This window comes from Nocardia sp. 2TAF39 (assembly GCF_052114905.1).
GTDB lineage: Bacteria > Actinomycetota > Actinomycetes > Mycobacteriales > Mycobacteriaceae > Nocardia.
In genome coordinates, this window is record NZ_JBFRFQ010000014.1 from 1 (window position 1) to 17178 (window position 17178).

Genomic DNA, 17178 nt, shown 5'->3' on the forward strand with positions numbered 1-17178 from the left:
CGCCAACCGCGACGACTCCGCCCGCGACCATGCGACAAGCTGGTCCCGCTCGTCACCGGCCAGTACGAACTCGACATCACTACGCCCGAAACCCGCCACCCCAACACCATAGATAATTAGAGCTGCAATTTCGGGACCGACACACTAGTCGTCCTCAGCGTGTGCGTTGATCCGGACCGCCATATTTCCTGACGGATGCGCGTTGTCATACATCAGTTGATGAACCATACCTATTTCGTCGAAGGAACCTACATAGCTCAGGCACGGCTCGATATACCCTCGTGCGACGAGCTGGGTGACCTCATGGCATTGTCGAGTACTGGCAAAATGTGAACCTTGCAATCGTTTCTGACGCATCCACAAAAATCTCAGATCAACATCACCATGATAGCCTGTTGTGCCGCCGCAAATTACGACCATCCCAGCGTTGTCGCAAAGGTAAATGGATGTAGGAATGGTGTCTTGACCTATGTGCTCCAGCACAATCGTCGGCGCTCGACGTTCTCCCAGTTTCTCCCAGAACTGAGTTCCGAATGACCTGACGTCCTGCAGCCAAAGATCAAATGCATCCGAATCGCCGATGTCCGGAAGTCGGCCCCAATGACTGAAGTCGCTTCGGTTGATCACGCCCTGCGCGCCCAATTGCAAGCTGTACTCACCGCGATGCTCGCTCGATACCACAGTTATAGGGATTCCACCGAAGACCCTGGTAATTTGCGTGGCCATGGACCCGAGGCCGCCGGATCCACCCCAGATCAAAACAGGCTCACCCGGACGAACCACGTTCGGATTCCAACCGGTAAGCTGACGATAGGCCGTCGCGCCGGTAAGTATATATGCCGCAGCCTCAACCCAGGACACGCGATTGGGTTTCGGAATACATTGATAGTCCTGGGCCAGCGCGAACTGGGCGAAGGCGCCGAAGTTGGTTTCGTATCCCCAGACTTTCTGAGTGGATGACGTAATTGGATCCGCACCAGCCCTGATATCCAGTGCAGTCTCGTCCCATGAGCCCGGCGACACCACCACGTGGTCGCCCACCCTTACATCGCGCACCCCATCGCCGACCGCCCAAACTATTCCCGCCCCTTCGGACCCTCCTACATGAAAATCCTCGGACTCGCCCTTGCTTCGCCTGGCGTTGATTACATCGACCGGCTTTCCCGAAGCCGCCCACACGTTATTGTAATTGATACCAGCCGCCATCATATAGACGAGCACTTGGCCACGCCCCAGAGGAGGGACGTCGATGATTTCGGTTTTAAATGCTTGGTCAGGCCGACCGTACCGATCACTCCTGATCACAGAGGCATACATCTGATCCGGTATCACACCGGTTGGTGGCATCTCACCCAGGTCGTATATCTGCTTCACAATAGCAATTCCTTGGATCTCTCACGGTTACATCAGAGGTGCCCGACCGTTGCAGTGAGATTGTCGTAGCCGACGTCTCAGGACCTTTCCACTGGGGTTGCGTGGGATGCTGTCCGCGAACTCCCAGCTGGTGGGGATCTTGAAATTGGCAAGCGACTTGCGCAGTGCTTGGGCAAGTTGTCGGTACGTGACTGCCTCGTTGCGCCGGACGACAACTGCGTGGAGGCGTTCTCCCCATCGTTCGTCAGGTATTCCGATCACGGCCGCTTCCACAACGGTGGGTAGCTGTTCCAGGAGTCTCTCGATCTCCGCCGGATAGATGTTCTCACCTGCCACGATGACAACATCCTTGATGCGATCGCAGATGTAGATGTACCCGTCTGCGTCCAGGTACCCAGCGTCTCCGGTGCGCACCCAGCCGTCCCTGAGTGTCTCTGCGGTGGCGGTGGGTTGTCCCCAGTACTCCCTCATGCACGCGGGGGATTTGATTCTGATCTCACCGATCTGACCTGCTTCGAGTTCATTTCCTTGCTTGTCGAGAACGGAAACTTCGACTCCCGGGTACGGTAGGCCTGCCGCTCTGAGGAGATGGCCGCCTCTTGTATGCGCATGTGGTGGGAGACAGACCGCGGTGTTTCCTGTTTCCGTGAGCCCGTATATCTGAGCGAATTCACAATTCATCATGGCGCGACAGCGCGTCAGCAGCGCTTCCGAGATCGGTGATCCTCCGTACACGAGCTTGCGTAGGGTCGCGAAGTCTGCCGATGATGCGCTCGGTTCGGCTGTGAGCATGTGCATCATTGCCGGGACCATACAGGCGGTCGTCACGCCCTGTTGGCGTATCGCCTCGAGAACTGCACCGCTGTTCAAACTGCGAAGTATTATGTTCGTTACACCGGCAATGAGGCCTTGTACAGCCCACCACAACCCGCCGATATGGAAACTGGGAACACTGATCAAGTTCCTGTCGTCAGCCTGCCAGTCTATCCAGTCGAGGTTGTTTCGTGCCAACATATCGCGTACCGCGAAAAATGTTCGGTGCGCCAGTACTACGCCCTTCGGCGGGCCCGTCGTTCCGCTGGTATAGATCTGAACGACGGGATCGTCGGTATGCGCAACTACGATTACGGGCACATTCGAATTCCGGCGCTTCCAATCCTTGAATCCAGTCTCAGGGCCGTCGAGAACAACGGTCGAGTTCAGGGCTGGAAGAGCATCGGATATGTCCTCTACTGCAGGCATGAACTCTTGTTCGATGAAAATCAGCTCCGCTGTGGAGTCGGCAAGAATGTGGCTGATCTCCGCACACGTCAGGCGCCAATTTATCGGTACGAGTACCGCACCGGACTTCGCGCAGCCGAAGAGGATGTCGTAATAAATCTCCGAATCTTTGCCGAGGTACGCAATTCGGGATCCTTTACGAACTCCCTCTGCAACCAGCGCACTCGCTGTCAGATCACTTTCGGCATCCAGTTCGGCATAGGTCAAGGAGCGGACATCGCAGATGATCGCAGCGTTTTCCGGCAGGTTGGCTGCTTGCCTTTTGGCTGTTTCGACCAATGTATCCGAGTCTTTGCACGTTTCTGTCATCTCGGACCCGACTCGGAAGCAGTGCTGCTGGTCGCCTTCGACATGAGAACCTCTGCAAGGTCCTCGATGACGGGATTGTCGAAGATCGTGCGTGTTTCCAACTGTATTCGAAAAGCGGTTTCGGCCGCGTTCTTGAGTTTGACGGCAATTATCGAGTCCATTCCGATCTCGAAAAACGTGGCGCCGGCCGGGATCTCGTCCGGGTGTTGAAAGTGCAGTAATTCGGCTGTGCAGGACGCGAGAAACGCGCACACCGATTGGCGGCGTTGTTCAAGAGGAAGACGTTTCCAGGCACGGAGATCGAATGCCGCGGTTTCACCTCCGACCACGTTGTTTGCTTGGAACCCACTCACAATGTGGGATCGTGAAGTGTGCACCTCGGCGCCGGCGGGAGTTGTTGTCGAAATACGCTGCAATGCAATGTTGTTCATACCGAGCACAGGATCCCCGTTCTCATCGAACAGTGCGAGATCGGCCGTGATCTTCTCTTCGTCAGCGTGAAGCACATGCAACACACTGCGAAGCACAGAACCACGCGGTTTCCGGAAAAGACGGGCCCGTTCAGCGCCAGCCGATACGAAGGTGATGTTGTCCGCCGACCTATCTCCGAGCAGGCACGCTATGCTCTGAAAAGCCCCTGCCAGGAGGGCTGGATGCAGGAAGTCCACCAGTGTTGCAGTTGGTACCTCGAGCTCGCCGATGATCGTAGCGCCGGCGTATCTGGTCACCCGCCGTAATGTCTGAAACATAGGGCCGTAGTCGACGCCGCGTCGACGGTAGTATTCGGTCACATCCGCCGAATTCATTACCAATTCAGTTGCCGCATCCGCTGCCGGAGTCGAACGCATCCGATCGATTGCCTTGTGGAAATCGAGGAGATCGCTGTCCGTGCTCTCGTCGATCTGTGCGCTCACGTGCACACGATCCGCCGCGCTTCCACTCTCTCCGGTACTGCTGAGAATTTTAACATTCAGCCGACCTCCGAGGCGCCGTTCGACGCTGACTCGGAGGGAGGTGGTTTCTTTCGAAAGAAATAGTGGTTCATGGAATCTGAGATTTCTGATCTGACGTGTGGTCTCACCGAACAGGGTGTCTTGTAGAGCGAGTAGAATCTCGAAGAATCCGGTACCCGGAAAAACGGGCGTGCCACTGAGCGCATGTCCGGCGAGATATGCCGGTCGAGACGAACTCACCTGGGTTCGAAAGGTTCTTACACTTGTGGTTCGTTTCGATTCCGTAGAAATCTCGGTGCCGAGGAGTGGGTGGCTCAGCATCGAGCAGTCGACATCCGTGTGCTCATGAGGCCCAGGGAGCCAGTATGATTTCCGATGGAAGGAATAGGTTGGAAGGACAACTCGGTTGCCGCGGATGCCGTCGTGCCAGGCCGTCCAGGAAATTTGAAGTCCAGCGTCGTACATTCGGGATGCCGAGTGAAGTATCGTGTTTCCACCGAGGTCGGTGCGGTGCATGCTTCCGAGCCACATGTGGTCGTTACGTGTGGTGCACTGCCTACCCATGCCAATCATTTCTGTGCCGGGTCCGATCTCGAGGAACACGTGGCTTCCTCGGTTTTCAATGGAGTGAATGGCTTCGGCGAAGTTCACCGAGTTGCGGAGGTGACGGATCCAGTATTCGAGTGTCGTCATTTCTTCCGGTTTCGCGATGGCGCCCGACACAGTTGACGCTATCGGATATTTCGGATCGCCGAAGTCGATCGTCGAGAGGAAGGCGCGGTAGTCGGCGGCGATCTCATCCATCAGGGACGAATGAGAAGCAACCGGGACGTGTAGGCGCGTTACCTTGAACCCTTTGTCTTCGAGAAGCGATGAGATCTTCGTTACGGACCCGCTACCGCCGGAAACAACGCATTGTGTGGGCCCGTTCACGGCGGCAATTGATACATCCGGGAAGTCTTCGAGAATGCGCTGCAATTGCCGAGGCGCGGCTTCGACCGCGGCCATCGACCCAGGTGAGGTCTTGTCCAGGAGTGAGCCACGGAAGGAGATCAGGCGGACGGCATCTTCGATACCGAAGATTCCCGCCACAGTGGCAGCGGTGATCTCACCGAGACTGTAGCCGACCAGAACGCTGGGTCGTACGCCGAGGGAAAGCCACAGCCTGGCCAGGGCGTACTCCAATGTGAACAGGCTCGCCGTAAGTATCCCTGCTCCGGGTGGTAGGTCCTGCTCGCCGTTCCCGATGATGTCATCTTTGATCGAGTAGTCGATATGAGCGGAAAATAGCTCGCTGCACTGGTCGACGTGGTGCCTGAATATCGGGAATCTTTGGTAGAGCGTGCGGCCCATGCCGCGGTATTGGGAGCCTCCTCCAGGGAACATGCACGCGACTTTCGCCGAAATTCCGTTCGCCCGCAGCCGGTGAATCTGCTCCCGTTGACGCTCGATGAATTGGGCAAGTTCCGCAGCGGTACCGACGGGACTCGAGATTCGCCAGGTATGGTGCGCACGTCCCACATTCGACGTGTAGCAGATGTCGACCAAGTCGCGGTCCGTTGTTCCCTTCAGGAGGTTTGCATAGGAATTGAGCATCGCTCTCAGAGAGGTCGGATCCTTGGCCGACAATGTGAAGATCGCAGGAATTTTGTTGGTACAGCCGGACTGCTGTGGGAGGTGATTTCCTGGGTAAGCTTCCTCGAGCACGACGGACGCAATCGTACCCGTTGCACCGTACGAGTTCACTATGGCACGACGGGTAACGGCGTCCCATGGTACCGCCTCGACCGGAATCCTGATCGGAATTTTTTCCCAGGGGATTCGGCGTGACGGCGTTCTGCAGTTCAGGTGGGGATAGATGGTTTTGTCCTGAAATTGCAGGACTGTCTTGATGAGGCCGGCCATACCCGCCGCTGATTCGAGATGACCGATGTTCGTTTTGACAGAACCCACAAATACAGGGTTGTCAACCGAGCGGGTGCGGGAGAAGACCTCTGTGAGACCACCGATCTCGATCGGGTCGCCCAGCGCAGTTCCTGTACCGTGTGCTTCGACATACTGGATGTCGCCAGCTGTGAGGCCGGCGTTCTCGAGCGCTGTCTGCATGAGCGATGCCTGAGCCTGGCCGTTCGGCGCCATGAGAGCGGCGCTCTCACCATCTTGACGCACGGCGGAACCGCGAATGATCGCGAGAATTCGGTCATCATCGCGGCGTGCGTCGTCGAGGCGTTTCAGCGCTATCATGGCAGCGCCCTCACCGCGTACGTAGCCATTCGCATCGTCGGCGAACGTCTTGCAGCGGGCATCCTTGGCCAACACGCCCGCCCGGCCAGCCATAACAGGATAAGCCGGATCGCTTATGGTGTTGGCAGCACCGCAAAGGGCCAGGCTGCATTCGCCCGTGCGCAGGCCCTGTACGGCCAAGTGCACCGCCACGAGCGACGAAGCGCAAGCGCTGTCGACACTCATGCTCGGTCCGCGAAGGCCAAGGAAGTACGAGACTCGGCCCGAGGCGCCACAATGGAGCATGCCTGTGCCTGCGTATAGTTCGACTTGCTCAACCGGAAGCCGGGCTATTTCCATGGCATAATCCATGCCGGTGACGGCTACATACACTCCCGTATCCCCATGACGGAGCGTCCTGGGGTCGATCCCTGCATTCTCCAGGGCTTCCCATGAGGTCTCCAGCGTCAGCCGGTGTTGGGGATCGACGAATGCTGCCTCTCTCGGTGAGATGTTGAAGAAGCCTGCGTCGAATCCATGGAGGTCATCGAGGTAGCCGCCGTCCGTGCAAACATCGGACGGAACGGATGGTAATCGCCCTGCAGGCATCTTTGTAATCCCGGATCGGCCACCCTTCAGGAACTGTGCGAACTCGGCCGGGGAGTTGTTTCCTCCTGGAAACCGGAGACCGATGCCGACAATCGCGATGGGGTAATCGTTGCAGATCATATTTCGTTCCAGTTCATCCGGTTCGGACGATAATGTCTTTCAGATGCTCGATGAGGTGTGTAATAGTCGGGCTGTTGAAGAGGAGAATCGTATCGATCTCACATTCAAGAGTTCGTTCGATCCGTTCTTTTGCCTCTGTAAGCTGCAATGAGGTGAGCCCCATGTCGAAGTAGTTCTCGTCGAAGGGGAGTTCGTCGGACTTCTCCATGAGTAGCAGGTCCTTGAATATCTGGATCACCAAGCCTTCGAGAACTACATCGCGATCCCACCGCGGCAGGCGACGCAGCCGCTGCTTGTCCACAGGCCTCGGTTCCACCGCAAGAACCCTATTGTCCACGTAGCGGGGGATTGGTGATGGCCAGTTTCACGGACCCCTCGGAGCTGCAGCCCGATTCGTCCGAGAACTGACATGTCGTATCGATTGTCACGAGCGGTCGGTCACCATGCCGTTGGGCTACTCGGACGAAATCGACGGACCCGAGGAAGGATGCGCTGAGCATGGGTCGTCGGAATCTACTCCGGAAGTCGAATATCAGAATATCCGGGAGCTGACGCTCCCAATAGTCCTCCATGCTCCACGAGTCGAATGGGCATATCAAAGATTCGTCGACAGCCTTTGCGATCAGGCAGTACGTCATTTGATTGTAGCAGATATTGAACTCTACAGAATTGAAATGTCCGGTATCTGCTATGTAGCACGACTCCGGGATACTGAACGTGCCGCTGATGCGCAGACGATCGGTACGGCCATCCACATCCACCACAGCTGTTTTAATGTACCGGCAGTTGGGCTTGTACGGCTCGAGCACTCGGTCCAGAAAATTCTGGTCGCAGTGGATCGCTTCGAATTTCGCGTGCGGCATTCGGCTTTGCATGACTTGCTCTTATCTTCTCACCATGGGTGATTGTCCATGACTGTCACCCTGAATGAAACTGCAGGTTCCGGCTTGCTGGTGTGTAGTGCTCGATGCACCAGACTTCGGTTGTCCCAGATCAGCAAATCGCCTTCTTCGAAGGTCTGCAGGTGGATGTTCTCATGTGAAAAGGTAAGATCTCGTTGTCCGGTAGCCTCGAAGAGTTCCTGCAGAAGCTTGTCATCCAGCACCGTGCCGTTCCCGTCCAGCAACTCGTGGGTCAGACCTTCGCTCACATAGAGTATCTCCTCGCCTGTCACCGGGTGTGTGACAATGGTTGGGTGGAATACGTCCGGACTTTCTTCAGCAATTTCTGCGAGTACCTCGCCGATGGGCCGAAACACATCTGTCGGCCGAATTTTGAAGTATCGGCTCGCACTGTGACGAGCCTTGGTTCCTGACAATGCGGACTTGAGGTATTCAGGAAGCATCGAATATGCATGTCCCATGTCGATGAAATACGTTCCACGGTTCCTCTCGGGAACAATCTGTGGATAGACGAGGGTGATCGAGAATGGGCGCGGCATGAAGGAATAGTCCGAATGCCAGAATTTACCGGTCTGCGGAACACCCACTCTTCTACCGTCGTGATCCACATTCGAAGATACAAAGATCTCCTTGACCTCGGGATGATGATACATGGGCTGGTAATACACTTCGGGCACACCGAACAGCCGTCCCAAAGCAACAAACTGGTATGGGGTGAGCGTCTGATTCTTCAAAACAACGATCTTCTGTTCGTAGACGGTCCTTCTGATAATGTCAACGTCTTCGTTGTGCGAATTCAACGGATCAAACCCCTCAACGGAAACACCGAACTCGACATCTTGCTGTGGCGTGATATTCATATCTCTATTCCTCGGTGTACTCCGGTCGCGTGCGTGACATGCAACGGTCAACCGGGCCCACGATGCGGCCGACAGGGCGCACTGTCAGTGGCGCGGATACGACGTGCGGCCCGCTCGCAGAGGGGCCAGCGGTTGGCGGGCTCCAACCTGCCCTCTGCGGCCCGGCCCAGGAGTTCAGCAGTACAGGCCTATTCCAGGGCTGTCCGACCCGGCGCGGCCATCTTCCGATGCCGTGAACAGCGCGGCGGCGTTGACTGCTGAGCCATTATTCATTTCTGCTACCCGTCTGGAACCACTAGATTGGTTGCATCACAAGTCTGGCGTGGGGCGCGCGCACCCGAGCAGTAGGGAATTCCCTATGGTCTTCCGTGGGCCGACATTTCCCGGGTCGAGGTGGCGACCGCGTCATGAAGCGGCGGATCATCGTATCCGCGGGGTCCATGGCGAACAGGGCGCGCACCACGACATGTAATGTGAGACGGCTCATTCGGCGCGCACGTCGAGGTCCACGCCGCGCGCCGAAATCCGCTGCCAGCTGTCCACGAGGGAATCGATCGTGTCAGTCATGAGCTCGCCGAGGGTGGCGATGCGGTGGCGATGGAAAGTCGGTTGGAGAAGTCGGCGCTGACGCAGCCAGCCCGGTCTGGCTGCCATGAACAAACCGTTGCCGAACAGCGCACGCGCCATGGTGTAGGTCGGGCCGCAGGCCCGACGAAGATCGAGGTCAGCCTTGGGCTAGAGGGCGAGTTGGGCGAGGGCGCGGAGGCCGGAGGTGATGTCGGCGGCGGTGGGGGCGCGGTCGGGGTCTACCAGGTGTTGCGCGAGTAGGCCGCCGATCATGGTTTGCAGGACGGCGCCGAGGTGGGAGTTCTTGTCGGCCGTGCCGAATTGGCGTGCGAGCTCGGTGCGGGCGAGGACTTGGGCAGAGCCGAATTCAGTGCGGAGGTCGGGGAAGTGCAGGGCTTGAGCCAGGCTTTCGACGTTGGCCGACCAGAGGGCGCGGTCTTCGATGAACGATGTGATGAGCTGCTGAAAGAAGGCATGTAGGCGGTCGGTGGGGTCGTCGGCGTCGGTGGGGAGCGAGTCGAGGATCTGTTGGACAGCGGCCGCGCTGGATTCCATCATCGCCTGGTTGAGCAGCTTGTCGCGAGTGCCGAAGTGGTAGTTGATGGCCGCCAGGTTGGAGCCGGAGGCGGCGACGATATCCCGCACCGTGGTGCGCGCATAGCCGCGTTCGGCCAGGCATCGTTTGGCGGCGGCGAGCAGATCTTCTCGGGTTCCCACATTCGCACCATATCAGCGCGGCATACATCTGTTTGTGGCAAGCGTTTCAAACATGTGTATATGACAAGCGTTTGAAACATCTGTATGTTGAAGGCGGCTTTCTCCAACACACGGAAGTACGAGAACGAGATGACCGCGCAGCGACCGATTTCCCCTTTCGAGCTCAGCTTCTTCGGCTCTGACACCAAGCTCGGCAGTGTGCCGGCCGGTGGGATGCCACTGTTCATCGGCTCTACCGTGCACGGTTCACTCGACGTCGAGATCCTCCGCCTGGTGCTGGATGAACTCGCGGCGGAGCATCCGCTGCTGTCCAGTAAGCCGGTGACCGATCCCGATGGCACGATGCGGTTCCGCCGAGACGACGCATACCGCCCTCGGCTCGACAGCATCGACGGTGGCGAAGTCGAATACCTGAATCTGGTGAATGGGCCAAGGGATTGGCGTGACGGGCTGTTTCGTGCCCACCTGCTGCGCGACGGGGATCGCGATCAGCTCGTCCTGGTCATCCACCACGGGATCGCCGACGGCCGATCTGCCTTCGCGCTAATGGAACAGATGTGGCGGCGTTACACCGCGCACGCGACGGGAACCGCGGCGCCGCGGTCGGAATCCGATCGAAAGCTGCCGGAGGCCATCGACGACCAGTTGACGGCCGTAATCGGCGACGCGGAGGTCACCGAGTGGCTCGAGCAGGTGCGGGCGGGCGCCGCGCTGATGGGCCCGGAATCGGCTCCGCGTACCCTGCCGGACGACGGTGTCGGCAGCGATCCACTCGGCCGCTTCGCCGTGCAGCGGATCGAGCTGGACGCCAAGGAAACCGACGCCCTCGTCGATGCCGCTCGTGCACATGGTCTTTCGGTCAACAGCCTGCTCAGTGGCGCGGCTCTGGTCGCAGTCCGTTCGCAGCTCGAGCCGGTGACGGGCCCGTTGCCGATGGTCTGTGGGCACGCGGTGGATGTGCGATCCGAGCTGGTTCCGCCGTTGCCCGCCGGCGTGATCCTCAATTGCGCCTCGGGCGTTGGTACGCCCGCGATCGTTTCGCACGACTCGAGCACGGTCGAAGTCGGACATCAGGTTGCGGCAGGCATGCGGGCCGCGCTCGAGCGGCGCGAACCGGCGCGTTTCCCGCTCGTCGCGCGGCGCGCCCACGACGAGGTGACCGCCGCGATCCTGGCTGCCGCACCAACCCTTGCCATCTCCAATATCGGTAGGCTGCCGGCGCATCCGGCACCCGAAGGCATTCGTTTCATCCGTGACGACATCTTCGCGATGGGGCCCGGAATGCCGCCGAAGCTCACCGTTTTCACGGTCGGCGGACGACTCACCATTCAGGTGGAATACGACACGGCCCTGCACAGTCGCGCGCAGATGGGCAAGATCGGCCTCGCTCTGTTCACGGCACTGCAGGAGATCCGCGCCGAATAGCTCTCCAGGGCGGAGGCGCTTTCGGCGACGGCTCTGATCGCGACTCGTGGCCCGCATCGGCCACCGCGATATCGGGCGCGGCGGCTGGGTCTCGGATAGCGGACGCAGGCCTTCATCGCCACCGATGTCACCTCCCGGATGCCAGTACGATCGCGCGTGTCCGAACCGAGGCTGTCGCGCAACCTGGCAATCGGTGCTCTATGACGTCACTTGTCGTGGATGTCGGTGCCGGTGCGGAGACGTGGAATCCGCGCCGCGCGGACCGGTGGCGCGCATGGGATGCTGGCGCGGTGACACTGTTCGAGGTGTGGGCGCCACGGCCGGAGCTGGTGCGATTGGACCTGGACGGAGTCGTCCACTCGATGGCCCGGTCGTCGGACGGGTGGTGGCGCACCGACCTACCCGCCGCGATCGGAGCCCGGTACGGGTTTCTGCTCGACGACGATCCCACCGTGCTGCCCGATCCGCGCTCCCCGCGCCAGCCCGACGGGGTGCACGCCCGCTCGGCGCTGCACGCCCTCGACCCGGCCGGATGGACCGACGCGGAGTGGACCGGGCGGCCACTGGCCGGTGCGGTCTACTACGAGCTGCACATCGGTGCGTTCACGGCGGAAGGCACCTTCGACGCGGCGATCGAGCGGCTCGACCATCTGGTCCGGCTCGGTGTCACGGTGGTCGAGCTGATGCCGGTGAACGCCTTCGACGGCACGCACAACTGGGGTTACGACGGCGTGCTCTGGTACGCGGTGCAGGAAAGCTACGGCGGGCCCGACGGGCTGCAACGGTTCGTGAACGCCTGCCATGCCCGCGGACTGGCTGTCTGTCTCGACGTCGTCTACAACCATCTCGGCCCGTCGGGCAACTACCTGCCGCGTTTCGCGCCCTACCTCACGGACGGTCGCAACACCTGGGGGCAGAGCGTCAACCTGGACGGACCCCAGTCCGATGAAGTGCGCAGGCACATCATCGACAACGCGTTGCGCTGGCTGCGCGAGTTCCGCATCGACGCGCTGCGTCTGGATGCCGTGCATGCCCTGGTCGACCGCACCGCCACCCACCTGCTCGCCGAACTCGCCGTCGAAACCGAACGCCTCGCCGCCCACGTGCGCAGGCCGCTGACGCTGATCGCGGAGAGCGACCTCAACGATCCGAAACTGATCACCCCGCGGGCGGCGGGCGGCTTCGGGCTGGCCGGGCAGTGGAACGACGACCTACACCACGCCGTGCACACCGCGGTCTCCGGCGAACGTCAGGGCTACTACGCCGATTTCGGCTCGCTACGCTGTCTGGCCCAGACGCTCACCCACGGCTTCTTCCATGCCGGAACATTTTCCAGCTTCCGCGGGCGCACACACGGTCGCCCGGTCGACCCGCGCCTGATCCCGGGCAGCGCGTTGCTGGCCTACACCTGCGACCACGACCAGATCGGCAACCGCGCGATCGGCGACCGGCCGAGCGCCTACCTGACCGAGGGCCAGCTCGCGATCAAGGCCGCGCTGGTGCTGTGCGCGCCGTTCACGCCGATGCTGTTCATGGGGGAGGAGTGGGGTGCGCACACACCGTTCCTGTTCTTCACCTCGCACACCGATCCGATGATCGCCGCCGCCACCGCCACCGGGCGCAAAGAGGAGTTCGCCGAACACGGCTGGGACACCGACGAGGTCCCCGATCCCCAGGACCCACGGACTTTCCTGCGCTCCAAGCTGGACTGGAACGAACCGGACGAACCGCGTCATGCGCGATTGCTGTCCTGCTACCGCGCATTACTGAGGCTGCGCCGGGAGCGGGCTGAGTTGAGCGACCCGTGGCTGACGCACATCTCGGTCGACTACGACGAGGCGGCGCGCTGGATCGTCGTGCACCGTGGCACCCTGGCCCTGCTGTGCAACCTCGCCGAGGACCGAGCCGCCGTGCCCATCGCGGGCATACCGGTGCTGTCCTGGGAGCCTCCGACGGTAGGTCCTTCCGCGACAACCGTTCCCGGCCACTCGTTCGCACTGTTGGAGACGGCGCTGCTCGGACCACGGTGAGCTGGGTGGAAGGCGAAGACGCGGCGTAGTTTTCGGCCACCGCCCGATAGCGGGCCCGCAACTGTCCGAGACAGAATTGTTGCCGTGTGTGATCCACGCCATTACCGTGAATAGATGAGCAACGAGGCTTCCGGGGACCTAGCGGTTCTGCCCCCGGGGATGGGTGGCAGCGTCGCCGCCGAATTCGCACCATTTGTTCGAGCTTTCGCGCGGGCATTCGGTAACCGCCGGGGGGCGGGTGCTGCCTTCGCGATGCACCTGCACGGGGAGCCGCTGGTGGACATCTGGATCGGCTCCGGAGGCGACGTCCCGTGGACCAAGGAGACCGGCACGATCATCTTCTCCGCCACCAAGGGTATTTCCGCCACGGTCATGCACCGCCTCGCCGATCGCGGGCTGCTCGACTACTCCGCCCCGGTCGCCGAGTACTGGCCGGAGTTCGGCGCCAACGGCAAGGGCGCGATCACCGTCCGCCAGCTGATGACGCACCGGGCGGGACTGTCCGCGCTGGCACCGATCGCGACCTGCCTGGCCGACGTGCTCGACCACGAGCTCATGGAGGAGCGCCTGGCCGCCGCGAAACCCGACCGCCTGCTCGGTGTTCCCGCCTACCACGCGCTCACCTTCGGCTGGCTGATGGCCGGGCTTGCCCGCGCGATCACCGGGATGAGCATGGCGGACCTGTTCCGCACCGAGGTCGCCGAGCCGCTCGGCATCGACGGCATGTATCTCGGCAGGCCACCGGCGGACGCGTCGATCAGCTACGCGCCGCTGGCGGGCTCTCAGCTGAGCATGCTCGGAAAGCCGCTCGGCGCAGCGGTTCTGGGTCGCAGTCATCGGATTCCTGGTGCGCTGGGCGCCGCGACCCGCTGCCTGTTCCTGCCCGGTCTGGAAGCCATTCTGGAAGGCACGGATCCGCCGATCCTGCACACCGAACTCGGCGCGGGCAACGGCGTGTGCACCGCGCCCGCGCTGGCCACGATGTACGGCGCGCTCGCCAACGGCGGTCGCGTGGGCGAGCGCCGGTACCTCGGCGGTCACACTGTCAAGGCACTGCGCCGCATCGAGAGCTACCAGCTCGACCGCGCGCTGTTCTACGTCCCGATGCTGTGGCGCCTCGGCTACCACTCGATGCCGATGCCGGGTGCTCGAGCCGGTTTCGGGCACATCGGCCTCGGGGGCTCGTTCGGCTGGGCCGAACCGCGCCTGGGCCTGTCGGTCGGCTTCGTACACAACCGGCTCTCGGCAGGCCAGCTGAGCTACGACCAGTCTGCGGCCTTCTGGCTGCTGCCACTCATGCTGAACTGTCTGCGTGCGACCCGCCGCGTGGCGGTGCAGGAGTTGCCGAAGGCGGCGTGAGCGAGCGCCAGCGAGGCGCGGTCGTGAGCGAGCGCCGGCGAGGTGAAGTCATGAGTGGCTCGCGCGGATCGTCGGCGCGGTTGTCGTGGTGGTTCGCTCAGGTCAGATAGCGGTAGGCGGGCGAGCCGGGGTCCAGCCGCTCGCATTGGATCGGTGACTCCCGCATCCGTTCCAGCAGTGGCCCGAGTCCTTCCGGCGCGCCGAGCTCGATGCCGACCAGCGCCGCGCCCGTCTCGCGGTTGTTGCGCTTGACATACTCGAACAGCGTGATGTCGTCGTCGGGGCCGAGCACCTCGTCGAGGAAGCGGCGCAGCGCGCCCGGCTCCTGCGGGAAGTCGACCAGGAAGTAGTGCTTGAGACCGCGGTGCACCAGCGAGCGCTCGATGACCTCGCCGTACCGGGACACGTCGTTATTGCCGCCGGACACCAGGCATACCACCGTCGAGCCCGGGGCCACCGGGATCTCGGCGAGCGCCGTCACCGAAAGCGCGCCCGCCGGTTCGGCGATGATGCCCTCGTTCTGGTACAGGTCGAGCATGGTCGTGCATATCGCGCCCTCGTTGACCTGCATCATACCGAAAGAGCCTGCGCCACTGAGGGATTCGGTGGTGGTCAGTAAAGGTAGCGAGGCATGCGAGACCACCTGCCCGCCGAAGCCGGACACCGCGGCGAATGGCACAGCGCCGATCCGGCGCACCGCCGCGCCGTCCACGAACGGGTCGATCTCCGGCAGCGTCACCGGGCCGCCCGCCACCAACGCGGCGGTCATCGAGGCCGCGCCCGCGGGCTCCACGCCGAGGATGGCCGTGCGTGGGGATCGCTCGCGCAGGTAGGTGCCGATGCCGGCCAGGCAGCCGCCGCCGCCCACGGGGATGACCACGAGGTCGGGGGAGGTGCCGAGCTGCTCCAGGATCTCCGGGGCGATGGTGCCCTGGCCGGCCGCGGTGCGTGTGTCGTCGAACGGGGCCACCATGGTCGCACCGGTGCGGACTACGTCGGCGGCGGCTGCCGCCGCGGCGGCGTCGTAGGTATCGCCGACGGCGATGAGCTCCACGAACCCGCCGCCGTGCACCCGGATGCGGTCGCGCTTCTGCTTCGGAGTCGTGGCCGGCACATAGATGCGACCGGTGATCCCCATCGCCTGGCATGCGAACGCCACGCCCTGCGCGTGGTTGCCCGCACTGGCCGCGACCACGCCCGCCGCGCGCTCGACCTCGGACAGCTGCATCACCAGGTTGTAGGCGCCGCGCAGCTTGTAGGAGCGGACCGCTGTGAGGTCCTCACGCTTGAGGTAGACCTTCGCCCCGGTCAGCGCGGACAGTCGTTCGCTGTACTGCAACGGGGTCGGGTCGATGATATCGGCAATTCGCTTGGCGGCAGCATCGATCTCGTCCGCGCTGAGTGCGGGACGAGAACCGGACAGTGCGTCGAGGTCATCAAGCGGATTGGACACCCGAAATATGCTGCCACCCGCCGCGTCGGCGTGCTGCGGCGGGTGGCAGTGACACCTGATTACCTGGGTGTCAGGACGAAAACTGGGATCTGCCGGTCGGTCTTGGTCTGGTAGTTCGCGTAGTCCGGCCACACCTCGACCGCCCGCTGCCACCACAGCGCCTTCTCGTCGCCGAAGACCTCGCGCGCGGTGTAGTCGTTGTGCACCGTGCCGTCGCGCAGTTCGACGTGCGGTTCGGCCTTGATGTTGTGATACCAGACCGGGTGCTTGGGCGCGCCGCCCAGCGAGGCGACCACGGCGTACTCCCCGTCGTGCTCCACCCGCATCAGCGGGGTCTTGCGGAGTTTGCCGGTCTTCGCGCCCTTGGTGGTCAGCAGGATGATGGGTTTGCCCTGCAGTGTCGCTCCCTTGGTGCCGCCGGAGTTCTCGTACCTCTCGGCTTGCTCGCGGGCCCAGTCGGATGTACTCGGTTCGTATTCACCTGTGAGTGGCATGTCTGCGAAAACGCGCAAGCGGTCGGCGGTGTTCCCGGCGACAAAAGTTCGCTGGCCCGAACTTCCGATTCCGACTACCCTGAGTACATGGCGGTTGTGCACCCCTCGGCTCCCTCGGCGACGATCGAGATCGCCGGTACCGCCTGGCCCGTATACAAGCTCGAGGCGCTGGCCGCCGGGCTGGTGGTCGGGCTGATCTCGGTGCTCGTCACCGGCTCGCCGCAGATCGCGGTGCTGGCCGCGGCCGCGGTCGGCGCGGCGCGCTGGATCGTCGGTCTGTCGGCCGCCCGTCGGCAAGCTCCCCGGGCCGCCCGGGTTTTCGGCACCCGCTAGATCTCCGCCCCCCGCATCGCTCCTTCGCGCAAGACCGGGCGGGGCGCCGCGGTCGCCACCAGCCGGCCGCCGCTCCACGCCGACCCGCCTGCTGCCTCCCACGCCGCGGGCCGCGCGCTGTCCGGCATGCCCGCTCACGTCGCCGCGGTGCGCAAATCTCGGCCGGTGT

General features: G+C 62.0%; 14 protein-coding genes. 4 read left to right on the forward strand and 10 right to left on the reverse strand.

Annotated elements, in window-relative coordinates; all coding sequences use genetic code 11:
- Nucleotides 1–144: 144 nt before the first annotated feature.
- From ccrA to AB4Z47_RS10865, 8 genes are all read right to left on the reverse strand, one after another.
- Nucleotides 145–1374 (reverse strand): crotonyl-CoA carboxylase/reductase, encoded by a 1230-nt coding sequence (gene ccrA, locus AB4Z47_RS10830; RefSeq protein WP_441949984.1) that lies wholly within the window; start codon nucleotides 1372–1374, stop codon nucleotides 145–147.
- 27 nt (nucleotides 1375–1401) lie between these two features.
- The gene (locus AB4Z47_RS10835; protein WP_441949986.1) at nucleotides 1402–2934 is read right to left on the reverse strand and encodes a long-chain-fatty-acid--CoA ligase; all 1533 of its coding nucleotides are present in this window, start codon (nucleotides 2932–2934) and stop codon (nucleotides 1402–1404) included.
- A 26-nt stretch (nucleotides 2935–2960) separates the two neighbouring features.
- The gene (locus tag AB4Z47_RS10840; RefSeq protein WP_441949988.1) at nucleotides 2961–6869 is read right to left on the reverse strand and encodes a type I polyketide synthase; all 3909 of its coding nucleotides are present in this window, start codon (nucleotides 6867–6869) and stop codon (nucleotides 2961–2963) included.
- Nucleotides 6870–6882: 13 nt separating this feature from the next.
- The gene (locus AB4Z47_RS10845) at nucleotides 6883–7170 is read right to left on the reverse strand and encodes an acyl carrier protein (protein WP_441949990.1); all 288 of its coding nucleotides are present in this window, start codon (nucleotides 7168–7170) and stop codon (nucleotides 6883–6885) included.
- Between the two features lie 25 nt (nucleotides 7171–7195).
- Nucleotides 7196–7744, reverse strand: a complete 549-nt coding sequence (locus AB4Z47_RS10850; RefSeq protein ID WP_441949991.1) for an FcoT family thioesterase — start codon at nucleotides 7742–7744, stop codon at nucleotides 7196–7198.
- A gap of 17 nt (nucleotides 7745–7761) precedes the next feature.
- Nucleotides 7762–8631 carry a (3R)-3-[(carboxymethyl)amino]fatty acid oxygenase/decarboxylase gene (scoE, locus tag AB4Z47_RS10855; protein WP_441949992.1) on the reverse strand — a complete coding sequence of 290 codons (870 nt, stop codon included), beginning with the start codon at nucleotides 8629–8631 and terminating at the stop codon, nucleotides 7762–7764.
- A 483-nt stretch (nucleotides 8632–9114) separates the two neighbouring features.
- Nucleotides 9115–9285: a hypothetical protein gene (locus tag AB4Z47_RS10860; RefSeq protein WP_441949994.1), complete on the reverse strand. Its 171-nt coding sequence runs from the start codon at nucleotides 9283–9285 to the stop codon at nucleotides 9115–9117.
- Nucleotides 9286–9366: 81 nt separating this feature from the next.
- Entirely contained in the window at nucleotides 9367–9915 is a 549-nt protein-coding gene (locus AB4Z47_RS10865; RefSeq protein ID WP_441949995.1) for a TetR/AcrR family transcriptional regulator, read from the reverse strand.
- A gap of 129 nt (nucleotides 9916–10044) precedes the next feature.
- On the opposite strand from AB4Z47_RS10865, the gene AB4Z47_RS10870 reads away from it, so the two are divergent.
- The 3 genes from AB4Z47_RS10870 to AB4Z47_RS10880 all read left to right on the forward strand — a co-directional run bounded on the left by AB4Z47_RS10870 (nucleotide 10045) and on the right by AB4Z47_RS10880 (nucleotide 14729).
- Entirely contained in the window at nucleotides 10045–11340 is a 1296-nt protein-coding gene (locus AB4Z47_RS10870; protein WP_441949997.1) for a phthiocerol/phthiodiolone dimycocerosyl transferase family protein, read from the forward strand.
- Nucleotides 11341–11630: 290 nt separating this feature from the next.
- The gene (gene treZ, locus AB4Z47_RS10875; protein WP_441950188.1) at nucleotides 11631–13370 is read left to right on the forward strand and encodes a malto-oligosyltrehalose trehalohydrolase; all 1740 of its coding nucleotides are present in this window, start codon (nucleotides 11631–11633) and stop codon (nucleotides 13368–13370) included.
- A gap of 114 nt (nucleotides 13371–13484) precedes the next feature.
- The gene (locus AB4Z47_RS10880; RefSeq protein ID WP_441949999.1) at nucleotides 13485–14729 is read left to right on the forward strand and encodes a serine hydrolase domain-containing protein; all 1245 of its coding nucleotides are present in this window, start codon (nucleotides 13485–13487) and stop codon (nucleotides 14727–14729) included.
- A gap of 97 nt (nucleotides 14730–14826) precedes the next feature.
- Here the strand turns inward: AB4Z47_RS10880 and ilvA are convergent, their stop codons facing one another.
- Together ilvA and AB4Z47_RS10890 are read right to left on the reverse strand one after the other, a co-directional pair.
- Nucleotides 14827–16182: a threonine ammonia-lyase IlvA gene (ilvA, locus tag AB4Z47_RS10885; protein ID WP_441950000.1), complete on the reverse strand. Its 1356-nt coding sequence runs from the start codon at nucleotides 16180–16182 to the stop codon at nucleotides 14827–14829.
- A gap of 59 nt (nucleotides 16183–16241) precedes the next feature.
- The gene (locus AB4Z47_RS10890) at nucleotides 16242–16676 is read right to left on the reverse strand and encodes a nitroreductase family deazaflavin-dependent oxidoreductase (RefSeq protein ID WP_441950002.1); all 435 of its coding nucleotides are present in this window, start codon (nucleotides 16674–16676) and stop codon (nucleotides 16242–16244) included.
- Between the two features lie 87 nt (nucleotides 16677–16763).
- Between AB4Z47_RS10890 and AB4Z47_RS10895 the strand changes: the two genes are divergently transcribed.
- Nucleotides 16764–17009, forward strand: a complete 246-nt coding sequence (locus AB4Z47_RS10895; protein ID WP_441950003.1) for a hypothetical protein — start codon at nucleotides 16764–16766, stop codon at nucleotides 17007–17009.
- Nucleotides 17010–17178: the final 169 nt, after the last annotated feature.